Raw genomic sequence first — 21,154 nt, forward strand, 5'->3', positions numbered from 1 at the left:
CGAAGGTCAAATCGGAGCATGGAACTGCGAGTCTCGTCCTATGTCTGTTCACAAGGCACCGAGAGGGCCACGATGCATATTAGAAGTAGCATGAAGGCGATGGCACCATTCAACCAATGGACAACACAATGCTTGATCGGAGGGTGTCTAGTTCTGACAATCCCCATGACGCCGGTTTCAGCCCAGGTCGCCAAGAAATGGTTTGGCACGGGTGTTCCGACCTATTTTCACCTGCCCGAGAACTGGGACCCGGCGGGAACGCCTGGACCACTCGATGACGTGGAATTCAACCTTCAGGCTCAGTACGAAGTATTGTGGAACTCGCAAACGATGTCAGCTGCTCCGAGCATCGGGACGTTACGAATTGACCGTGATGACGTGTTGTTTCTAAATGACGAGCCTACCCAAGTGTGGGAACTTATCGTGAATGGATCGGGCGGGGCAGGTAGCTTCACAGACGTCGAGGTCACAGGCGCGAGCGGTGGCGACACTTTCTTGTTCTTGGCTGGTATTCGACTTCGCAGCCTTGGAGGTGCCCAAGTCGACCAGTTAGGCTACTTGCTCATTGATGGCACTTTGCCCTATTCGTCTGAATTTGTTGTGGAGGGCAGCGTTGGCTTTTGCAACGACGGTTACGTAGCGGCAACATCCGGAGGCCAAATCACGAGCACATTCAGTTACATCGGCTACGCCGACGGGACTGAAGCTGTTGCAATTGTCGACGGCACCGACGGCAACGGAACCCCTTCCGGATGGCACACATCGCAAACGCTAATCGTCGGACGCGAAGGGAATGCGACGATGGAAGTCACGAACGGTGGCTACGTGAGCAGCAATTTTGCTGCGATTGCATCAATGGAAGAGACTACCAGTCAAGTATCCGTAAGTGGCGTAAGCCAGGGCGGCTCGAGCTCTACCTGGGAAAACGATGGCAATATCCATGTGGGCAACTTTGGCAAAGGTGTGCTCACGATTTCCAATGGAGGAGTAGTTTCCGACGATGTCGGCTTTATTGGCTACCACCCTGGGAGTATGGGCGAGGTTGTCGTAAGCGGCGTAGGGTCATTGTGGCACAACCGTGTCAATGCCGATGTCGGCGAGTTCGGCAGTGGCAGTCTGCTAATCGAGGAGGGAGGCCGTGTGGAGAACATTCACGGGTTCATTGGCTACGAAACGGGTTCCAGTGGCGAAGTGGTAATTCATGGAGCAGGATCAACCTGGGCCAATACAGGCAATGTGGTAATTGGCGGCAATAACGACAGCGCAGCCGGACCTGGGACTTTAAATGTGTATGACCAGGGGCGACTGGAAGTGGGAGGCGTGCTGAAAATATGGAGCACAAGCGCTGTCACTCTCGACGGTGGCAGTATTGTGACCAACTCGTTCGATAATTCAAATGGCGGGCTGTTTAACTTTGTCACCGGTTCGCTAACTGTAAACTCTGGAGTAGAAATCGGTGTTGGGACGGGCTTATCGCAAAACTTGGTGCTTACTGAAAACCGTCAATTGACGACACCTGCCGTAACCACAATTGCCCCTTTTCATTCGGTGACTATAGACGGAGGTGTTCTCAGGACCGGCGCGCTCGATATCCAAGGCACGCTGAACTTCAACAGTGGAACACTGGAGATCACCGGTGCGAGCGGACTCACAGTCGGCACCGACGGGCCCCTCGGCTCTACGGTTTCGCTAACCACTGGTCAACAATTGGTGGTGACCAATATGATTGCTGTTAACTTCGGTGCAACGTTTGCGCTCAACGGCGGCAGTGTTTCAGCCAGCTTGATCGACAATACCGGACGCCTCTCTGGAGCCGGAACGATCGCGGGAACTCTTCAAAACAACGTTGACGGCGAAGTAGAAATTCTCTCAGGGCGACAATTGCATTTTGCTGGCTCTTTCTCCAATTTCGGCGAGGTAAACAACTTTGGCGGTCAAGTCCGCTTCGACGGACAGTTCATAAACAACGACACCGGTAACAACGATACGGGCTTCGTTGCTGGCCGGGGTCAGTTTATCGCCGACGGCGGCTGGACCAACCAGGGCGCGATGGCGTTTAGCGCAGGTCTTACCGATGTAAAAGGGGACGTCTTCAACGACATTGGCGGCCGCATCGTTACCAGTGGCGGAGCGACCACGACCTTCTTTGACGACGTCACCCACAACGGCGACGAGATCCGAACCGCCGCCGGGAGCAACACGGTGTTCCTCGGTGCCGCCACTGGTTCGGGGCCTTACACCGGTACCGGCACCGTCTACTTCGAAGGCGACCTGCGGCCGGGGAACAGCCCAAGCACAATCCAAATGGACGGGGACGTCGTTTTCGGAAATTCTCTGACTTCGGAGTTTGAAATTGGGGGCTTGAGTAATGGAGAGTTAGACCAACTTGGGGTCGCAGGGACTGCCGTTCTGGATGGCACACTGCAAGTGTCCCTGCTCGCGCCTTTTGACCCGCAGTTGGGAGACGTGTTCGACATCCTACTTGCAGCTGAGGGCGTAGCAGGCAAATTCAGCAGCGCACAACTGCCCGACCTGGGCTCGCTACTCGCGATGGACGTGTTCTATGACACCAACGCGGTAACATTGGCGGTCGTACCGGTCCTAGCCGGCGACTACAACGCCGATGGTAAAGTCAATATCGCCGACTACACGATATGGCGAAACCTGCTGGGCGAAACGGGACTTGGCCTCTCGGCCGATGGGAACCGCGACGGAGTCGTATCTTTGATGGACTACGACGGTGTGGAAAACGAACTTCGGTGCCACGCTGCCGCTGCCTGGCTCGCTCGTGGAACAAGTTGGCCGATCAGCGGTGCCCGAACCACCGTCGTTCACAATTGTAATATTTGCATTAGTCTGTGTGACCTTGTTTGTGTACAGACCACAGACGATGTGTAGATGTTCTTCGACTCATGTGCTCTTGGTTACACGCCCGAAAGTATTCCGGATAAACACAAGTCGAGGTAGTAGGTGTGGCTCGCTCAATCACTGAATGCAGGAGACACATGATGTCGAACAGGATCAGGCGATGTGGATACGAATTGATTCCTACCAGGCGATTCAATCTCGAGACGCTAGAATCGCGGATGGCACTATCGGCAACTGCTGGGGAATTGGACCTTTCTTTCAATGCGGACTCCGAGTTTGGCCCACGCCCCGGGCTAGTAACCACAGACTTCGGAGGAGAGGCGGATGTTGCTCACGACCTAGTGGTTAACTCAGCCGCCGACAAGCTGATCGTGGTTGGCGAGAGTGATAGTGACTTTGCAATTGCCCAGTACGACGCGGCTACCGGTGTATTGGACGAGCAGTTCGGAGCCGAATCTAACGGTCTTGCTACAACGCCCATTGGTGTCGACACGGCGGACGCGGCCTATGGAGTCGCGCTGCAGTCGGACGGCGACATCGTGGTCGTTGGAAAGACAACGGAACTCGATGCGGAGTTGAACCCAGTCGAGCGCATCGCGCTGGCCCGCTACCTGTCGAACGGCACGCTGGATTCGACGTTCGGCACAGGTGGCATCGTCGTCACCCCGCTAGAGGTCTCGCCCTTCGGCAAATCGTCGGTCGCTAGCGCCGTGGTTATTCAGTCAATGAGCGAAGAGAAGATTCTGATCTCCGGCTATCTGGGAGGGCGCTGGGTTGTTGGTCGCTACGACGCGGACGGAACGCTTGACGAATCGTTCGCCAACACGGGCTTTCATGTGACGCCGATCGTCGACCCACTCGAGCCTTTGCTGGGTGCCACCGATCTGCTGGTGCAGCCGGATGGACGAATCGTTTACACGGCGACCGGAACCGGATGGGTTCACGTCGTACGATTGACCGCGGGAGGCGAGTGGGACAACTCGTTCTCACAGGACGGTCTGGCCCAACTCACCCTACCCGAGGGAGCGGCCACCACCCGGGCCCTGGCGCGTCAGGCCGACGGAAAGCTGGTGGTCGCGGGAGACGTGGCCGGCGAATTCGTCGCCCTGCGTTTCAATACCGACGGCTCGCTCGACGACGGCAGCCCGAACGACTCGACACCAGGAGACATGTTTGGTGGGGGAGGAAGGTCGGTCGTCGACTTTGGGCTGGACGACGTAGCCTATGACGTGCTGATTCAGCCCATCACTCAGCAGGTCATCCTGATTGGTGAAAGCCGAAGCGACGCGAGCCGATCGCATGGAGCCATCGCTCGCTTGAACGCCGACGGGACCATCGATCAAACATTTGGCGAAATGGGACGCGTCACCACTCAGTTCTACGACACCCTCGGCCCACAATCGAACGACGCGGCGCGGTCGGCGGCCATCCACTACGACTCGCGAGACAACCATAAGCTCCTGACGACCGGCGGTGCGGAGTTCTTGGATTCGACCACACCCGACTCCAATTTCGGCCTCGCGCGGTACATCATTAACTCGCTGCCGGCCGCCAAGGACACCTACTTCCGAACGACCCGCGACCTATCCTTACAAATATTGCTGGAGGGAACCGACTTCGAATCGACTGACTTGATCTTCGATGTCATCACCCCGCCGCAACATGGCATGTTGGGTAGCTTGCTGCCCGGCGCTGCGATGGCCGGAAGCCCGAATACCGACTCGTCCACGGTGCTCTACACGCCCGATGATGGGTTCGTCGGCTTGGACCGATTCACGTTTGTCGTAACCGACGAAACGGGTGCGACGTCCCTGTTGGCTACGGCGTACGTAGTCGTCGATCTACAGCCCCGACCACCGATCTTGGGCTGCGGAACCACATGGGACGGCGAGTTTGATCTGGAGTGGTTCCAGCGCGGATTCAACGATCAGGGGCAGCCAGCAACCAACTGGCAAGGCGACAGCATTCCGGGCGAAGACTCCGGCGGCGCGGCTTGCATCTTCAACACCGACAGCGAAACGGTGCACTACAAACCGGTACTTGCCTCAGTGCAACCTATTCAGTCGGTTTTCGCGCTCGAGCCACTGCACATCGACGGTTTGATGGAAATCGAAGACCTTTCGATCGTCCAATCCCCATTGACGCTGGGGCGATTGAACAACGACGAAATCATCCTCACAGGCTCGGGCGATCTCTACGTTACCCCTTCGCCCCCCGACCCACTCACCGCGGACGAAAATGGTCTCCCCAAGCTGAGCCGACTCGTCTGGCAAGGTGGACGAATCTATGGTGACGCCGACAACCTCCGCCCACTGGTCGTCGCGGAGGAGGGTCTATCGTTTCCCGTGGCAAGTCAAAGAAGCTTACGAAGCCGCACCCTGGTGCTGGGGGGCACCTCGTCTTACAGCGGTGGCGAACTAGTCATGGACTACAATGCCCACATCGTGAACGCGGGCGTGCTCAACGCGTCGGGCAACGGAAACATATTCGCCATCAGCTCGCCGATCGGTACCCCCGACGAGTTCCTGCAGGACTTTCAGAACCTGGGCGAATTTAAGGTAGTTGGCTCGTTCAACATGGGCACCCGGTTCGAGAATTTCGCGCAGGTATCCGTCCGCGACAACGGCAGCCTGACCATCGGTGGAGAGTTCCTCAAGAATCTGGATGTCGCTACGGGAGAGTTCAGCGGTGGAAGCTGGTACATCGATGGGACACTCAACATCAACGTCGGCGCGAGCATTGTCTCGAACCATGCCGACATGACGCTCGCCGCGAACGGACAAATTCGCCGCTTGGCAGGAGCGGGCAACGCGCTGTCGGAGATTGCTGAGAACTTCAACAAGTTCACGCTCGAGCGGGGTGCAAATCTCACCACCACCACTGCGTTTACCAACAGTGGCGAACTGGTGGTGGGACGCGCGGGGGCGAGCGCGAGCGAAGACCCGCTCAACCTGCTGACGATCGGCGGCAACTACTACCAGCCCGCCAGCGGCACCCTGATCATCTACGAAGACGGTCAACTGGTAGTTCAAGGGACCGCAATCTTCGAATCGGGCGGCGGTCTCAGCGGACAGGGACGCATCACCGCCACCACCCTGGAGAACCGCGGCACCATCGCCCCCGGCAATTCGCCCGGCGTGTTGGTGGTCGATTCCTCCTTCTCACAAACCGCTGAGGGAAGACTCGAAATCGAGCTAGGAGCCACCGAGAGCGACCAACTGATCGTCCATGGCGAGGTGACGCTCGATGGCCAACTCGCCGTCTCCATCATCGAAGAACCCGGCCTGCAGGTGAACGACGCATTCGTCATTGTCGATAACAACGGCGACGCCACAGTGACCGGCAGCTTTATCAACTTACTCGAGGGCACCTCGTTCGAACTGGGGCGATACACCTTGGAGATCAGCTATCAGGCGGGCGACGGAAACAACATCGGCCTGACCATCACCGACATCGCCCCCGCCCATCCGGGCGACTTCAACTACGACGGCACCGTCAACCTGGCCGACTACGTGGTGTGGCGAAACAATCTTGGAAGTGCTGATGAATCGGCAATTTACAACAACGGAGATGGTATCAACGGTATCGACACTGCGGACTACCAAGTGTGGAAGAACAACTTTGGGAAAACGTATGTACTACCAGCTACGAACTTGAATTCGCTGGCAACTTCTGAACTGGAAGGAACTGGCGGCACATCGAGTCCTGCAGCCGACGCAGCCTTTGCAGGGTACAATTCGCCGGAGCGTTCTGCGTATGCTTCTCGATCATCAAATCATGTCTCAAGATCGACGTCGAGCGGCACCAATGACCAGCCATCGCTGCTCCTGCTGTTGAGACAGCAAGTGAACGATGGCGAAGATTCACAGCCGGTGGACTACAAATCCGCTAGCGATGAGCCGCCACCAGAAACCGCGATGGCAACTTTCGAGTCTTCGCTGGCTGCGGTTCTTGGAGACTGGCAGTAAGATCCAATTTCCCGGGGGCCGGTTTAGACGGCACTATTCCATAAAGCGTGGCCCAATCCCTCTCCTGCAACCGGGGGTAAAACTGGCCACCTCCCCCAGCTTAGTCTCCACCTTCGCCCGAATCGCCGAGGTGTTCAGCCATTCAGGCTTGAGAATTGCGTAGTCGATGCGATGATCTCTCATTGCCAGGCAAAACAGCTGCCGGTGTCGCCCGGTGCTGGAATCATCTCACTGCGAGGCTTCCAAGGTGTTGTCGACCACCGCAGGAAATGACATCGCCAGGCCGCAGCGATCACCTTCACCTCGCTCAGTTTCAATTTGAAGTTCGGCACAGCGGCTGGACCATCCGACAGGAGTTGCGCTCGAAGCTAACGCGCAGCGGTCTCCTCCGAGATTTGACACCTCGGCGGCTTCACGGAAGGTCACCGAGCTGGCGGTCGATTTATCCGCCTGCACGAAGAATCTGAGAAGCTCGCGTCGGTGTAGCCACCTCAGCCACTTTGGCGGACCAAGACTTCCGCTTCGCCACGGCCTTACTACCACCACAGTCAATTGTGAGACCGGAGCCGAACGTCGGCTATAATCGAGGTCATGGCCGACGTCACGGAAATCGTGCCCCAGATCCAGCAGGGAGATCCCTCGGCTGCCGATCAGTTACTGCCGGTGGTTTATGACGAGTTGCGCAAGCTGGCTGCAGTCCCTTGCCCGCCGGTGCTCGACCGCACCATCGCCAAGATCCCAGCCCGCACGGCCTCGGGTAGCTCCGCCCATCGCTCGACGACGAGGGCCAGATCGGGGTCGTTTGGGGCCGAACCTGCGCCAACTGCGCCGCATTCTGCGCCGCGGGCATCGGGAATCGACGTTTTCCCCTCGTTTCGCGAGGGTGGTTCGAGTCCCTCCCGGACTACTTGGGGGTCACCCGCGTCGACACGAACGCGGGGGATTTGCGCCGCTATAGGCTCCTGTTCGCCGCCCAAATGATTGAGAAGAAAGTGACGGGATTGCTTCACGGTGGGCGGGCTGTGCCGGCGTCCACCAAGGCTTGAGCCACCGTCTCATCACGGGTAATTTGACTCAGCTTTTCTTGCCGTAACGTATAGGCGCGGGAATCGTCAACGTGAACGACCAGTATGTCACGCCCAAGGTATAGCGCAGAGTTCCAGGTGGCCCCATGCCCGGCAGCGCGGGATCTGCCTAGACATGGTTTCGTAGAGTAGACCGAACCTCGCCGACGTACTCACTTACGCGCTGACGGATTTATTGGGCTTCGAAGTTGGTGAACTTCATTACCCAACTCGTGGCATTTCTGGCAAGGTCGGACAAGGACTCCAACGCTACCCTGCTAGCGAACTCTCCTAGCCGTTCACCACCCATGCCATCGGCCACGATAATTTCGAAGACAGCATCGTCGCTCAGCTCATGACCTTCCCTTTCCAGGATGGTCAGCAATAGCTCGCTCGACTGGCGTCGCTTCCAAACTGCGTAGGGGTCCTCGTTGTCAGGTCGGATATAACCTGCTACTCACGAAATGGGGAAACGTCGTCTCTCGTCAGGGCGTCGCTATTCAATCTCCGTTACATCCTCGTGGTCAATCTCATCCGCGTTCTTATCGGCTGGGTCGGGCGCAGTCGTTTCGGGCGAAGTCGGCGGAGCAGTCGATTCGACTGGTGGGACGTCAACATCGTCCATCTCAGTCTCGCAACCGACGAAAGGAACGACTGGGATCGCAGCGGTAATCGAGGTGAGTCAACCCAAAAGTGGCGTGGAGAAGAAAGGCTTTGGTCATCGGTAAACTCTGGTTCTGCGGGAAGAGGTAGTAAGTGTTAGACGTCAGCTGAGTTACGTAATTAAGTCACGCAATCCGGATGCCAGAAGGCTAACTAGTGTGAGATCCACTCTGCAGCAATTGAGGCCCGTGCGTCCAACAACAACTTCCAGTGATCCACCGAAAGCGAATGGTCGGACTACTTATAGAGGCAGTTTGAAACCAAACGAGGCACGTGAACCACACGGTGGGGGCGGCTGCAAGTTTTGATAAAGCACCTGCCTGACGAAAGTAGCTCGTCGCAACTAGACTGCACCGCACGTCGAGGTAGCGGACAAATGGTTGTTCGCGAAGCACATCGCTTATGCAGTCCGACCGCTCAGCAACCAGGTGCGCTATTTGCGCAGGCAGGAGATAGGGTGGCGGCGGACACTGCGCAATTCAACGCGGGGTGTCCGTCCTGGTAGTGCCTGCAGCTAGCGGCAAATGCCAACTCCTGTCGGCGATTCAGAGCAAAAGAGTGATTCGGCATCGCATATGCAGCGATTCCTAGTTGCTCGATCGGGTTCGACTATTCGGTATTTTCGACTTTGGAGCGAGCAGTCTACGAGGAAGGTCAGCGATGGGCGATCCAATTCTGTATAAATGCCCCGGATGCAATGACGACGTCGCCGTCGAATCTCATCTCTGTGGGGAGTCGGTTGCTTGTCCTACTTGCGGCAGCAAGTTTGTTCCGGAGCCACCGCGTGCTGAGCCGATGCAAGTTGCAACGGAACGCGCAAGCGAGGACATCAGTGAGGCGAATGTGGTGGATCGAACCGCTGACGATGAAACCATCATTCATCAGGTCCATCAGGCGATGTTCCGTCGAAATCCGTTTTGGTTTCTGTTGCTATCGACGGTTTTCGTCGGATGCCTGGTGCTTTCAGGAGTTATCTGGTTCTGGCCCGCCGACCAGGGGCGATGGGAATCCGCAACTTCCCTTGGTCTTGTCCTTCTTTTGATCGCTCTAGTTTTTGGGGCGATGCTGCTTGTGTGGTGGGTGCGCACTCGTTCGATGACGCTTACTGTCACCAATAAACGGACGAGGTTGCGTGAGGGAATACTCGCAAAGCAGACAACCGAAGTACAGCACGACGACGTCCGCAATCTCCAAATCGACCAGAGTGCGGTTCAGAGGTTGCTGAGCGTCGGCGATTTAGCCATTTCGAGTTCCGGTCAAGACGATTTGGAAGTCGTCGCCAAAGGGATTCCTAGTCCGGGCGAGATCGCTGCCCTCATTCGCAAACGACAATAGCCCACCTACAGCAGTCTACACGGGGTCAGGTTCAACAAATGCTGATCAAGCTATGGTAGGGTCAGCCAGATCTGCTCGTAGGTTAATGTTTTGCCGCACGAACGGCACGAGACGTGCAGCATTCAATGGCTAAACTCCAGATTCTTTAGGGAGTTTGTTCGCGCTTTGCTCATCTACTGAGGCAGGCTATGTCTAAAAGTGTATTTCACGTCGTGCCAAGCGGAGATGGGTGGGCGGTACGCTCTGAAGGCGCCGCAGATGTCGCCAGCTCCGCCAACACCAAGCCGCAGGCGTTGCGAGATGCCGAACGTTTGGCGTCCAAAGAAGCGCCGAGTCGAATTGTGGTGCACGATGTCGACGGTACCATCGAGGGCCATCGAACTGTCGAAGCACCCTCTACCGGCCCCATACGACCAGCTAGAACCGACATCGATGAGGGTCATCAGCTGTCACCGTCCAGCGCGGAATCGCCATCGGATCGACTTCGCCTGCGATGGTGTGGAATGGGAATACTGCTAGGCATAAGTGCCTGGATTGGTTATCGATTAATCACAGAAGGATCTCGGTGAGTTTGTACCGCGCGAATCCAAGCGATTCAGTCGCGGTCGAAACTTTGCCAGCTCAATGGGTTATGATAGCGCGTACCGTGAGGGTACTTCGTAGCGGGGGGGCCAGCTCAGACGAAATCTGGCCATGGGGCTGTGCGAGGCCATGCTGATGGATGCCGGTGTCCAACTCGTGACTCAAGCAGGTTCTCTTCTTTGTTAATCGGTCGCGACGACCTAGCTTGCTGCTCAATTTCGACCAGCTCAGATTCTTGCGAACCTTCCCCACGGGACACGGTTTGATCCGATATGGATGTTGGTTGCCTAAATGCACCCGGCTCAGGAATGCGCAGCTGCAACACCCGAGCCAAGTGGGGGGTTACGGCCCACGTTGGTTGTCTTCAATCCAGCCAACCGCTCACTGAGCGAACAAAGCAATCGACGAATCGCTCTTTCATTCCCAGCGGGAGGCATGGGGGCGGCAGCGAGGAATGGGCGGCCCGAGTTTTGCTGGTTAGCCAGATAGCTTTTTAGAAAAAGACAATGCGAGCGACTTCCGTGTGCCAGGATACGTTATGGTTTTGCGGTAGTTCTGGACGTTGGAACGCTGTGCCGCATGTAATTTCAGTGAAGCAGTAGTTCGTTGTGCCTGTTTACTGCAAGTTCACAATGGAGGTAGATGATGGGGAAATGTATAACCTGCGGCAATGAGTACGATGCCTCATTCGACGTTATCAAGGAAGGCCAGACGTACACCTTTGATTCGTTTGAATGCGCGATCGCCAGGCTGGCTCCTTCGTGCGAAGCATGTGGGATCAGGATTATCGGACACGGGCTACAAAGTGGCCAACGGTACTTCTGCTGCGATCACTGTGCCGAGCGTTCCGGTGTCACTGAACTGAAGGACCGAGCGTAACAGGCAAGCGTGATTTAGGACCTTCCAATCGAGACGCAATCCACTCGTTGTCGCCTAGTTCGTATTGCGACGGTCAATCGGCATGAGTGGCCTACTACTGCTTGTTGTCCTCGGACCAGTGGGGTGGTGCGTGGCCTCGGCGGAAAGATGAACTTCAAAACATGTTCTAAGACCTAGACGCAGCAGTGGATATTTCCACCTCAGCAAGATAGGTCTGGCAACCGCGGCGCCCAAGCGTGACCCTCTTGAGGAGAATCGCCCACCAACTCAAAGCGTTCGTCACTCTTCCCCCTCCGGCCGCTGAAAATGCTGGTCCATGAAATCGGCCATTACCTCAAGGTCTTTGGGGAACAGCCGATGGCCACCTTCGTGCACGTAGTAACCGATGTCGCCACTTAAGAACGTGTTGGGCGGAGGATACTCTTCGCCATCCGGGCCTTGGAGTCCGTAGAGTTCATAGACCGGCTCGGCGGCTTTGGCGGCCACCCACTCGCCCTTCGCGTCGGACCAGGTATCTTCGGAGCCGACGACGTGCAGGATCGGGCGGGGGGCTATCAGGGCTACCAGTTCATGCCCGTCGACTGGCAGGGCGTCGACGTCGAAGGCGTAGGTGGCATAATTCGGGGTGTACCAGTAATCGAACCGCTCGGGGTTCGTGAGGTCGGCCACCGTCTCGCCAAAGTTACGGCGGCTAATGGCCGCTCCGCCTTCGCCGGAGAGCAGCGGCATCACCAGCGCGAAACGCTCGTCCTGCGCGCCGGCCCAGATGACCGTCTTGCCAAGCCGCGATACCCCGGCCAGGGCCACCTGCTTGCTGTCGACGGCCGGGTCGGTTTCGAGGTAGTCGAGCACCCGGCTCAGCCCCCACGACCATCCGCCGATCGCACCCCACTCGTTGTCGTCGCGCTCATCGCCCGTCGCGCCAAACAATGACCGGACACCATGACGCCCGCCATGATCGAAATCAGGCTCGATGTCGCCGTAGTACACCAGGGCGAGCCCGTAGCCACGGTCGATGAAGAACTTCGCGTTGAAGGGGCCAAAGCTGAACGTTTCGCGATCGGGCACGCGGACCTGCCGCCGGGTGTCCCACGCCATGCCTTCGTCGATGCCCGGTTCGTCGACCGCCAGGCAATTGGGCGAGAAGCCAATATACAAAAGCGTCGGGACGGGACCTTTCGCATCGGCAGGAACATAGCGGAGCACGCGAATGGTCGGCGCATCGGGCCCCTCGCCAAAGTGGAGGCGAGCCTGACTGCGGCGGGCCGCGCCATCGAGACCTTCGGCGTCGCGCTCGATTACCTCGACGGTTGGTTTGATGGTCTTGGTGGGCGTGACGCCGAACTGATGTTCGGCGAACAGCTTCAGCAGTTCCGGTCGACGGACCGCTTCCCATTGGTCGGTCGAACTAACCTTTTCCCCATCCGCTGTCGTCAGCGGGTCGGGCAATGTGTAGTCGCGGACAGATGCCTCGTCGGTATTGGTGGGCGGCTGATTCTTCCAGGCCTCGGCGTCCGGGCGTTGCTTCGGCTGTGGAGGTTCTTCGCCGTTGCCCTCATCGCTCACTAATTCCAGACGCAGGTAGTCGTACACCACGCCATTGTTCACAGGGCCGGCCGGAACGGTGAGCGTCAGGGTGTTGTCGCCCTCGCGCAGTAGCGAGGCGTCGCACTCCAGCTCTCGCTCGTACCATAACCCTTGGATTTGGTGACGGGTAATCACGCCATCGCCCATGCCAAGTCGCACCTCGCCGGCGGGTTGTCCATTCACATCGATGTCGATCGAACGGGTGCCGGTACCACAAATCGCCAGCCGCAGGACAGCCCTCCCGGAGGGCAAATCGTCCATATCGAAGCGAATGGTGTAGGGTGTCGCCCTGCCATGGCCCGACACACCGCGGTAAGGCAGCACCCGCGCGCCAGCATCGATGTTGTGGGGCACGTGAGCAAAGAACCAATCCTTCGCCGGGCTGCTTTTTCCTATGGTGAAGGTAACGTCGTCGGGGAACAACTGCGGATACTCGAGCGTGATCCGTGGATCGAAGTAACGATCGCTGCCGGCGAACTCGGTGGCCGTCCGATTGGGGATTCCAATTTCCCACAACTGCTTGCCGCGACGCACGGGCGTCCAGCGGAGTTCGCCCAAGTCGACCGTTGCACTGTCGTCCACTGCGATATCGGCCTTGGCGAACTCGCCCAGCACGCCGTCGGCCATGGCGTACAGCGTGTAGGTGCCCGGCGCTACGTTGGAGATTTCGAATGCACCGTCAGAGGCTTCGCACTCCATCCAAAACTGGTAGTGCTTGGCGTCGGTCTGCCAGGAGATCGGTCGCTTGAGTCCCCGCCATCCCGGCACGCTATATGGCGAGTGAGCGAGTCCCACCCAGAACTTGCCGAGTCGTGTTTCGAACTGCGGATCGTCGAGTACCAGTTGTCCGGTGACGGTGCCACGCTCAGCGGGTTTCGCGTACCCCGTGGCATCGACCCAACCGTAAGGCCACGCCTTGGCTTCGACGGCAGCCCGCTGTTTGGCGTCGTTCCACAGAGCATCCGGGTCGCCCCCTTCATTCACGTAGAGCAGAAACGGACCGATGACCTTGGTCCACCGCTCGCCCTCCTCCACGGAGACATTCGCCCCGCCGTAGTGGCTCGAGCGCCAGTAGTTCAGCACCACGGGTGCTTGAGTCCGCGTGGTGTCGCGATGACAGAGGAACTCTGGCTTGGTCGGGCCGCCGCTAAGGTACTCGGTGTTGGGATTGATAAGGTAGAAGCCAATTTTACGGTCGGTGGAGGCGAATCCGTATGCACGGTTCTCCGACTGTAGCGCCGTAAAGACATATTTGTCTTCGCTATGGTCGATCTCGGGATAGCTACGGTTGCGATGCTCATCGATGCTCATCCAGTCGAAATAGTCGGCCAGCTTCACGGCGAAGCGGGCTTCGGACATCGTGGCCGCGGGGTACTCGGGCAGGTGATCGAAAATGCAGTAGGTGTAGATGGCCGAATCATCCCGCCCAAGGGCGTAGCGAATTTCGATGTCGGCCGCGAAGTCGCCCTCGCTGGGTGTACCCGGCCCATGCCCCATGGGAATACCGCCGGAGATGCCTATGACGGCCACCTCGGCCCGCTCGCCATCGTTCGTCGCGGGATCGATCGTGATGGTAGCTTGGGTCTCCTTCCCGCCAATCGTGTCGTGCGACCAGTACCCACCGGCGTGCCCTGAGCGATCAGTCAGTACTTCGGTGTCGCCGTAACGCAGCGAACGCAGGTCGCCGCTCTGCTTGAGGATGCGGGCGGTGAGGATACCGTTGGAGAGGATGAACGCGTCGGCGGTTTCTTGGACCGTTACGGGTGGCGGACCGACGTCTTCGGCCGTGGCGGCGTTGGAAAGGCCGACCACCGCAGCTAAGAGAACAACGGACAACCCACGAGCGACTACACCCACTTGCTTCGACATGGCTTCCACTCCGCGAATGCGTGGTAGATGAGAACACACAAGCGACCACGGCCGACGTCGCGCGAAGCGTTTCTCGCGGATCGTCAGTGATGGCGTAGTGGAGATTGTACTCGAATCGGCGCGGCGACGCGCACCGTTAGCCGGCCCGCAAAGCTAGGGACTTTTTCCGCAAGGAAACATGAAGGGCCCGCGCAAGCGGAGACTCGCCTGACACATCCTGCGAAGCTGTAGCACCAATGCTGCTTTGAAACGTCGCTGCTCACTCACTTCTTTTTCAGCGAGATCGACATCCCGCCGCGGACCACTGTTTCCAGGTTCGGATCTTCGGTGATGCGCCTCATGAATGCCGGGTCGGCCATTCTCGGGTTGATGTTGTGGGCGAGCACTACGCCGCCGGGGCGGAGCAGGGGCAGCAGTTTGTTGAGGTAGTCGATGTAGCCGTCCTTGTCTGCGTCGAGGAAGATCAAGTCGATCTGGCCGTCGAGCTTGGTGACTTCCTGATGGGCATCGCCTTCGACGATAGTGATCACGTCGTCCAGGCCAGCCCGTTCGAAGTTCTCGCGAGCGGTCTGGGCGCGTTCGGCGTCGATTTCATAAGTGGTCAACTTGCCATCGTTCTCTCGCAGTCCGAGCCCCAGCCAGATGCCGGAGATACCGGTCGAAGTACCCAACTCCACGGCGTGCTTCGCGCCCATCGACTGCACCATGATTCGCAATAGCCGCCCGTCGTTCTCCGGCACATTGCGGAACTGCTGATTGGAGTTGATGTCGGCAAGTACCTTGAGGGCGTTCTTTTCGAAGTCGTCAACCGGCACGGGCGGCTTCTCGAGCTGCGCGTCGCCCTGCCCCGGCCCCCGCCGCTGTGCCCAACCAAACGGAGCGGAAGTGAACCAGGCAGCAGTGATGATAACGGCAATCATGGTGATTCGTTCGGCTGTGAGTTGCATGGCTTGTTCCTTTCCTGTGCGAGACGCATCCGCGGTGTGGAGCGGGTACGACGTGAAAGTGTTGGTTAGGCCAGCGCGTATTCTACCGCACTGGTCGCGGGTGGGGGAATCACTGCCGAGATAGTGACCAATGACGAAGGCAGAAATGACCAAAAGACAGACGTAGCCGGATTCGCAAGAATTCGGACAGCACCTGCTGTGGGCTAGCTCAGAAAATGATCCTGGCAGTACTCCATATTCGTCCAAAAATGCGTCTTGCTGCGCTCGATGGTCCAAGCATCGTCGTTGGCGGAGATTTTGTCCTTGGTAAAGTGGTCCCACAAGCCGCCTGGAGCAAGAAACTCATCGGCGTGGCTGGTCCCGCGCTGCTGGTCGATCCACATCAGTGCGGGCATGGCCCAACTTTGGTCGTAATAGCAGTCGACGCGCCTGAGGTACGTGTTGAGGTACTGCTTCAAGAAGTCGATGCTCGCATCGTCAGCCAAACACGCCATGCCGAACGCGTGGCCCTGTCCCGCGTAGCAAAACTTGGAAGCCAGCAGCATCTCGCCAATCTGGTCGCGGCACTCGACGAACCGCTTGAGTCCTGCAAACCAACTTCCGGTAATGGCCTCTCGCCAACCATCGTCGATCAACTGCGAAGCAATCTTGGGAGTGATCGACTCAAGGGCCGCACGCACGTTGGTGTTGAACTGCACTTGCTCATCTCCAGCTACGATTCCCGATGCGAAGTTGCCATGGAGGATGTTTAAATAGAATGGGGAGACCCATTGTTGAATGATGGCTTTGTCCATATTCACTCTCTTGGGGTCTACTTCTGTACGGCGAGGTGCAAGCCAATGGATACTGGGGAATGAGACGTGCACGCCTCGAACAAACCGGGTCCGAAATAAGAGTCCCTTCCGCGCACGAACAGTCCAGGGAAAACTAAAACCGTTCAAGTATTATCGAGGATATCGTGGCTCACAATAGGTTTCGTATTCCAAGTGTTCTTGTCGCCTTGCAGTTTTGCTGCCTCGCGGCGGCGCAACAGCCCGAGCAGCCCGCTACAGTGCCTGACGACGCCGACAAGCTGGTTGCCCAGCTGTCCGAAGGGGATTTGGACTGGGAATCGAGTAGCCAACCAGGATTGTCGTTCGAGCATAGGCGACGGGTTTCGGCCTTGGTAGCCATGAAGGACGAGGCCCTGCCGGCCCTCAAACGCGGCTTGGAATCGGATGATCTGAATCTTCGACTGAACTGTGTCTACATACTCCGTGAGATCGATACACCAGCCTCTCTGGAGATGCGAATTGCGTTGATCAGCGACGACCATCCCCGTGTGCGGGCGAGGGCTGTGGCGGGTTTGGGGAGATACAATAGCCACGAGGCGCGTAGCGCAGTGCTGGCGGCGTTCAAGGACCCGGACCCGGGGGTGCGCAGCGCCGCCGTGAGGTCCGTTCCCCGCGATCGGGAGAAGCTCCCCCGGGATAGCTACAGCCTATTGAAGGCGCTAGTTGGCTTGCTGAACGACAAGTACACTCAGCGAGACGCCGCCAGGGTACTGGGCAATTTGGAAGCGGGCAACGCGTCGCGCCCCTTGCTCCGATTGTTGCGTTCTCCCGACAGTCGCGTCCGCATCGCCGCGATTCAGGCAGAAGGCAAGATCAAAGACAAGAGCGTTGCGCCGGACCTGACAGTGACTCTGAGTGACGAAGATCACTATGTCCGCATGTATGCCGCCATGGCATTGGGCGAACTTGGTGACATGCGAGCCACTTCTGGCCTCGTAGCAGCTTTGGCGGATCAGGAGATCGCCGTACGTCGCGAAAGCGCCCGAGCGCTAGGTAGAATTGGTGACCGACGGGCGATTCCGCCACTGATTAAGGCACTCGACGATTCCAGTGGGGCGGTCCGCGGTGCTGCCGCCGAAGCGCTTGGCGAGATAGGCGATCCGGCCGCTGGAGAGGCGTTGAGCAGGCTGCTGTTGGCTACGCCTGAGGACGGAGCAACCGATAAGGCCAAGGCAGCCGAAGCATTGGGGAAACTTGGCGACCCTCGCGCCATTTCGCCGCTCAAGGAGTACCTGCGAACGCTCGAGCCCAGGCACGACCGCGATGGATGTGAGGCGGCCGCTGCTCTCGCTCAGATACGCCACCCTCGAGCTATTGCAGCGCTCGTGGAACTGTTTCTCGAAAGTCCCCACAACAACATCAGAGGCGCCTGCCGGGGAGCGCTCGGCCAAGCCGTGGGCAATGCCTTGGGCAGGGGGGAAGACGTGGAAAAATGGTGGGACGAAAACGGTTGGAAGTACCAGTACCCGTTGCCCGACCAGGAGCAGACGGCCGAATGATGCTCAGGATTGCCGGCACTCAATCTACCACCCCCAAATACTCCACCGGCACATGATCGGTAAGCCAAACCTGATTGCCGGTGACGAAGAAAGTATGACCGGCTGCCGCCATTTCTTTGGCGGCGACGGACAGCACGACCGGCTTGCCGTGGCGGGCGCCGACTTGCAGCATGGTCTCTTGGTTGGTCGACAGGTGCACGTGGTGGCGGCGACCTTTGACCAGCCCCTCATCGAAGATTGACGCCAGGAACCGCGTAGCGGTGCCATGGTACAGGACGTCGGGCGGTGTGACCGGCTGGTAGCCGAGATCGACCTGGGTGGAGTGCCCCTGCCGGGCGCGGATTTGCTGGCGGTCCGCTGAAAACTCGAACCGCTGTTTGTCGTTATCGCGAACGACAGCTTCCAGTACCTCGGGCGAGACGGCTTGGCCTTCGCGGGCGAGCGCGGCGAGCAATATGTCGACGGCCACCCAACCACCGGCCTCGAGTTCGACGCCGACCGAGTCGGGACGATGCCGCAGCACATAGCTAAGCCGCTTGCTGTTTTGTTTGAGTTCCTTTGGATCCATCCGTCGACTACGATCCTTCACGTCTGCGAGCCTTGGGCCATATCGCGAGCGTCAGCAGGCCGACTGCGGCCGTGATTAAGCCAGCAAAACCGATCAGCTTGATGCGTCGCATCGTTTGCATGGCAAGTTCGGCGGGATGCGGTGCCGGACCCTTCTTAGGAGCAATGGCCGCATTCCATAGGTCGGAAGCGACGAGGTTCACTGCTGGATAGTCCCCCATCTTGGGAGCCTGAACCTCAGTCGCCATCGCCCTGAGTTGCATGTAGGCGACAACCGCCACTCCCAACAGCACGACTCCAATGCCCAGCAGTGGCATAGAGATCAGGTATCGCATCTTTGCAGTCTCTCCTCTCACCGCGAAGAGCAAGCCAACAATCAAGTGCCCTGCGCGTGACGTTTCGATCAGTTCAGGCTCAGGCGACGATGCGGCGCCGAGATGATCGACTCAGTGGATGTTACGTGGCTTTCTTAAATAGGCCAATTACCAACAGCAGAACTACGGCGCCCAGGGTGCCGCCGGCGATTTCGTTGAGGATGGTATCGCCGAATAGTCCGAAGTTGCCGAATAGCAGCCCGAACACCAGCGCGCCGACGATACCAACAACGATGTTGCCCAGCAGCCCAAAGCCGTGTCCCTTGACGATTTGCCCTGCCAGGAAACCACATACAGCGCCAATCAACAGAGCAACCAGCAAACCCATGATATTCATGACTCGCCTCGCAGAAAGAGAAGAGGAGTCGCCCAGCGCAGGTAGGAGGAGAACGCCTCCTTGACCCGTAGGCGTCCGACCTGCATTTTCGACCGGTCGGCGAAAGTTTGCAAGTACGTGCGAAAGCTAGAGGCGAGAATCTCGGGACTGGCAGCCTCTCACCGCAATGCAGAGTCCAAGACCCGCACTCGGCCGACTCGGCGGAACGTTGGCCCCACACTACTCCACTTGCCTTAACTGCAGGCTGTCGATCACCTTATCGCCGACCAGTACGTTGGTGATCACCACCAACCAATTGCCGCCGTCGCACCAATTCTTGCGTTTCAGGTACGCCATGGCGTCCTGGATGGTTTGCTCGGGGTCGTCCGAAAACTCCATAAGAAACGGTTCCACGCCCCACGGCAGCAGCAATTGCCGAAAGACAGTTTCGATGTCCGTGAAGGCGAAGATTGGCACCCCCCTAGGACGGAGCGCGCCCAGCACGTAGGCCAAAAAGCCGCTGCGGGTGAAAACGACAATGCCTGAGTTGCCGAGTTCCTGGGCCAGGGTGCAGGACGATCGGAGCATCTTGGCCTTAGGTTCACGGAGTACGATGCAGGAATTCAGTTCGGCGTCGACCGAGGGCTCGATGCTCTGGATGATGCTCTTGAACACTTCGACCGATTCGAGCGGATACGCCCCCGTGGTGGTCTCGCCCGAGAGCATCACGGCGTCGGCTTGTTCGCGCACGGCATTGGAGATGTCGGAGATCTCGGCCCGCGTCGGCATGGGGGCCGAGACCATCGATTCCAGCAGGTGCGTGGCGATGATCACCGGCTTGCCTTCGGCCTGGCAAGCGCGGACCAATTGAGCCTGCACCAGCGGCAGTTGGTGGTATTCGATCTCGATGCCCAAGTCGCCGCGGGCGACCATGATGGCGTCCGACTCGCGAATGATCTCGCGCATGTTCCGCACGCCAGCCTGCTCTTCAATCTTCGATATGATCCGGGCGTCGGAGTCCATTTCGTCGAGGAAGTCCCGCAGTATCTTCACGTCGCTGGCCTGGCGAACGAACGACAAAGCCACGAAGTCGATGCCCGCCTCGACACCAGCGGCCAGGTCGTCGCGGTCCTTCTCCGTCAGTGATGGCAAACTGACGTGTACGCCTGGCAGGTTGATGTGCCGTCGCGAACCGAGCTTACCAGGCGTGAGCACCTCGCAACGTATACGATGCTCGTCCTTGCCGACGATGCGCAACCTCAGCAAGCCGCTATCCACCAACACCACCTGTCCGACTTCCACGTCGTTGGGAAGATCGGGATAGTTCACCGAGACACTCAACACGTCGTCGTCCGACGGCGGAGCGTGGCGATTATGAAAATCGATCAGACCGCCAACTTGAAGGTCGATCAAACCATCTACGTCACCGGTACGAATCTCGGGACCTTTGATGTCCATCATCACGGCCACGTGCCGCTCCAACTGGCGCGACACCTCGCGGATACGGCTCACGGTGTTGGTGACCCACTCGCGGCTGGCGTGAGCCATGTTAAGCCGCAAGATGTCGACACCCGCGGCAATGAGCTGCTCGAGCTTCTCTCGCGACTCGGTAGCGGGCCCCAGCGTGGCAATGATTTTGGTATGTCGGTAGTAACGCGGCGACTTCATGTTGCACTCATCGATTTGGCATCTTGCCGGCTACATTCACTTGAAAGAGCGAGCCGACAAATCACCTCGGGGGGAAGTTCGCCTGCTGGACAATCGTTCGTGCGATACGGATTTCGCACGCCCGACAGTTTAGTC

At 58.3% G+C, this 21,154-nt stretch carries 15 protein-coding genes; 6 read left to right on the forward strand and 9 right to left on the reverse strand.

Annotated elements, in window-relative coordinates:
• Positions 1-165: 165 nt before the first annotated feature.
• The 3 genes from NG895_RS09150 (at position 166) to NG895_RS09160 (ending at position 7,817) form a co-directional block, all read left to right on the forward strand.
• Entirely contained in the window at positions 166-2,898 is a 2,733-nt protein-coding gene (locus tag NG895_RS09150; protein WP_252852180.1) for a beta strand repeat-containing protein, read from the forward strand.
• Positions 2,899-3,008: 110 nt separating this feature from the next.
• The gene (locus NG895_RS09155; protein ID WP_252852181.1) at positions 3,009-6,836 is read left to right on the forward strand and encodes an Ig-like domain-containing protein; all 3,828 of its coding nucleotides are present in this window, start codon (positions 3,009-3,011) and stop codon (positions 6,834-6,836) included.
• Between the two features lie 591 nt (positions 6,837-7,427).
• Positions 7,428-7,817, forward strand: coding sequence for an ECF-type sigma factor (locus NG895_RS09160; RefSeq protein ID WP_252852182.1), 390 nt, complete (start codon positions 7,428-7,430; stop codon positions 7,815-7,817).
• A 276-nt stretch (positions 7,818-8,093) separates the two neighbouring features.
• On the opposite strand, the gene NG895_RS09165 is transcribed toward NG895_RS09160, so the two are convergent.
• Positions 8,094-8,285 (reverse strand): hypothetical protein, encoded by a 192-nt coding sequence (locus NG895_RS09165; protein ID WP_252852183.1) that lies wholly within the window; start codon positions 8,283-8,285, stop codon positions 8,094-8,096.
• A 111-nt stretch (positions 8,286-8,396) separates the two neighbouring features.
• Positions 8,397-8,525 carry a hypothetical protein gene (locus NG895_RS30200; RefSeq protein WP_261360738.1) on the reverse strand — a complete coding sequence of 43 codons (129 nt, stop codon included), beginning with the start codon at positions 8,523-8,525 and terminating at the stop codon, positions 8,397-8,399.
• Between the two features lie 698 nt (positions 8,526-9,223).
• On the opposite strand from NG895_RS30200, the gene NG895_RS09170 reads away from it, so the two are divergent.
• Positions 9,224-9,898: a PH domain-containing protein gene (locus tag NG895_RS09170; protein WP_252852184.1), complete on the forward strand. Its 675-nt coding sequence runs from the start codon at positions 9,224-9,226 to the stop codon at positions 9,896-9,898.
• Between the two features lie 188 nt (positions 9,899-10,086).
• On the forward strand, positions 10,087-10,467 hold the full coding sequence (locus NG895_RS30845) for a DUF2188 domain-containing protein (protein ID WP_425267214.1): 381 nt from the start codon (positions 10,087-10,089) through the stop codon (positions 10,465-10,467).
• Between the two features lie 1,171 nt (positions 10,468-11,638).
• Here NG895_RS30845 and NG895_RS09175 read toward each other — a convergent pair.
• The 3 genes from NG895_RS09175 to NG895_RS09185 all read right to left on the reverse strand — a co-directional run bounded on the left by NG895_RS09175 (position 11,639) and on the right by NG895_RS09185 (position 16,556).
• The gene (locus NG895_RS09175; protein ID WP_252852185.1) at positions 11,639-14,815 is read right to left on the reverse strand and encodes a glucuronyl esterase domain-containing protein; all 3,177 of its coding nucleotides are present in this window, start codon (positions 14,813-14,815) and stop codon (positions 11,639-11,641) included.
• 263 nt (positions 14,816-15,078) lie between these two features.
• Positions 15,079-15,762 carry an O-methyltransferase gene (locus NG895_RS09180; RefSeq protein ID WP_252852186.1) on the reverse strand — a complete coding sequence of 228 codons (684 nt, stop codon included), beginning with the start codon at positions 15,760-15,762 and terminating at the stop codon, positions 15,079-15,081.
• Positions 15,763-15,965: 203 nt separating this feature from the next.
• The gene (locus tag NG895_RS09185; RefSeq protein ID WP_252852187.1) at positions 15,966-16,556 is read right to left on the reverse strand and encodes a DUF6000 family protein; all 591 of its coding nucleotides are present in this window, start codon (positions 16,554-16,556) and stop codon (positions 15,966-15,968) included.
• A 164-nt stretch (positions 16,557-16,720) separates the two neighbouring features.
• Here NG895_RS09185 and NG895_RS09190 point away from each other — a divergent pair, with 164 nt between their 5' ends.
• Positions 16,721-18,094 carry a HEAT repeat domain-containing protein gene (locus tag NG895_RS09190; protein ID WP_252852188.1) on the forward strand — a complete coding sequence of 458 codons (1,374 nt, stop codon included), beginning with the start codon at positions 16,721-16,723 and terminating at the stop codon, positions 18,092-18,094.
• A gap of 19 nt (positions 18,095-18,113) precedes the next feature.
• Here the strand turns inward: NG895_RS09190 and NG895_RS09195 are convergent, their stop codons facing one another.
• The 4 genes from NG895_RS09195 to pyk form a co-directional block, all read right to left on the reverse strand.
• Positions 18,114-18,683 (reverse strand): RNA 2'-phosphotransferase, encoded by a 570-nt coding sequence (locus tag NG895_RS09195; RefSeq protein ID WP_252852189.1) that lies wholly within the window; start codon positions 18,681-18,683, stop codon positions 18,114-18,116.
• Positions 18,670-18,996 (reverse strand): hypothetical protein, encoded by a 327-nt coding sequence (locus tag NG895_RS09200; protein ID WP_252852190.1) that lies wholly within the window; start codon positions 18,994-18,996, stop codon positions 18,670-18,672. Before NG895_RS09200 ends, NG895_RS09195 begins: the two co-directional genes overlap by 14 nt.
• 121 nt (positions 18,997-19,117) lie before the next feature.
• Positions 19,118-19,372, reverse strand: coding sequence for a GlsB/YeaQ/YmgE family stress response membrane protein (locus NG895_RS09205; protein ID WP_252852191.1), 255 nt, complete (start codon positions 19,370-19,372; stop codon positions 19,118-19,120).
• A gap of 219 nt (positions 19,373-19,591) precedes the next feature.
• Positions 19,592-21,019 carry a pyruvate kinase gene (gene pyk, locus NG895_RS09210; RefSeq protein WP_252852192.1) on the reverse strand — a complete coding sequence of 476 codons (1,428 nt, stop codon included), beginning with the start codon at positions 21,017-21,019 and terminating at the stop codon, positions 19,592-19,594.
• Between the last annotated feature and the right edge of the window lie 135 nt (positions 21,020-21,154).

The sequence above is a fragment of the Aeoliella straminimaris genome, assembly GCF_024054565.1.
GTDB lineage: Bacteria > Planctomycetota > Planctomycetia > Pirellulales > Lacipirellulaceae > Aeoliella > Aeoliella straminimaris.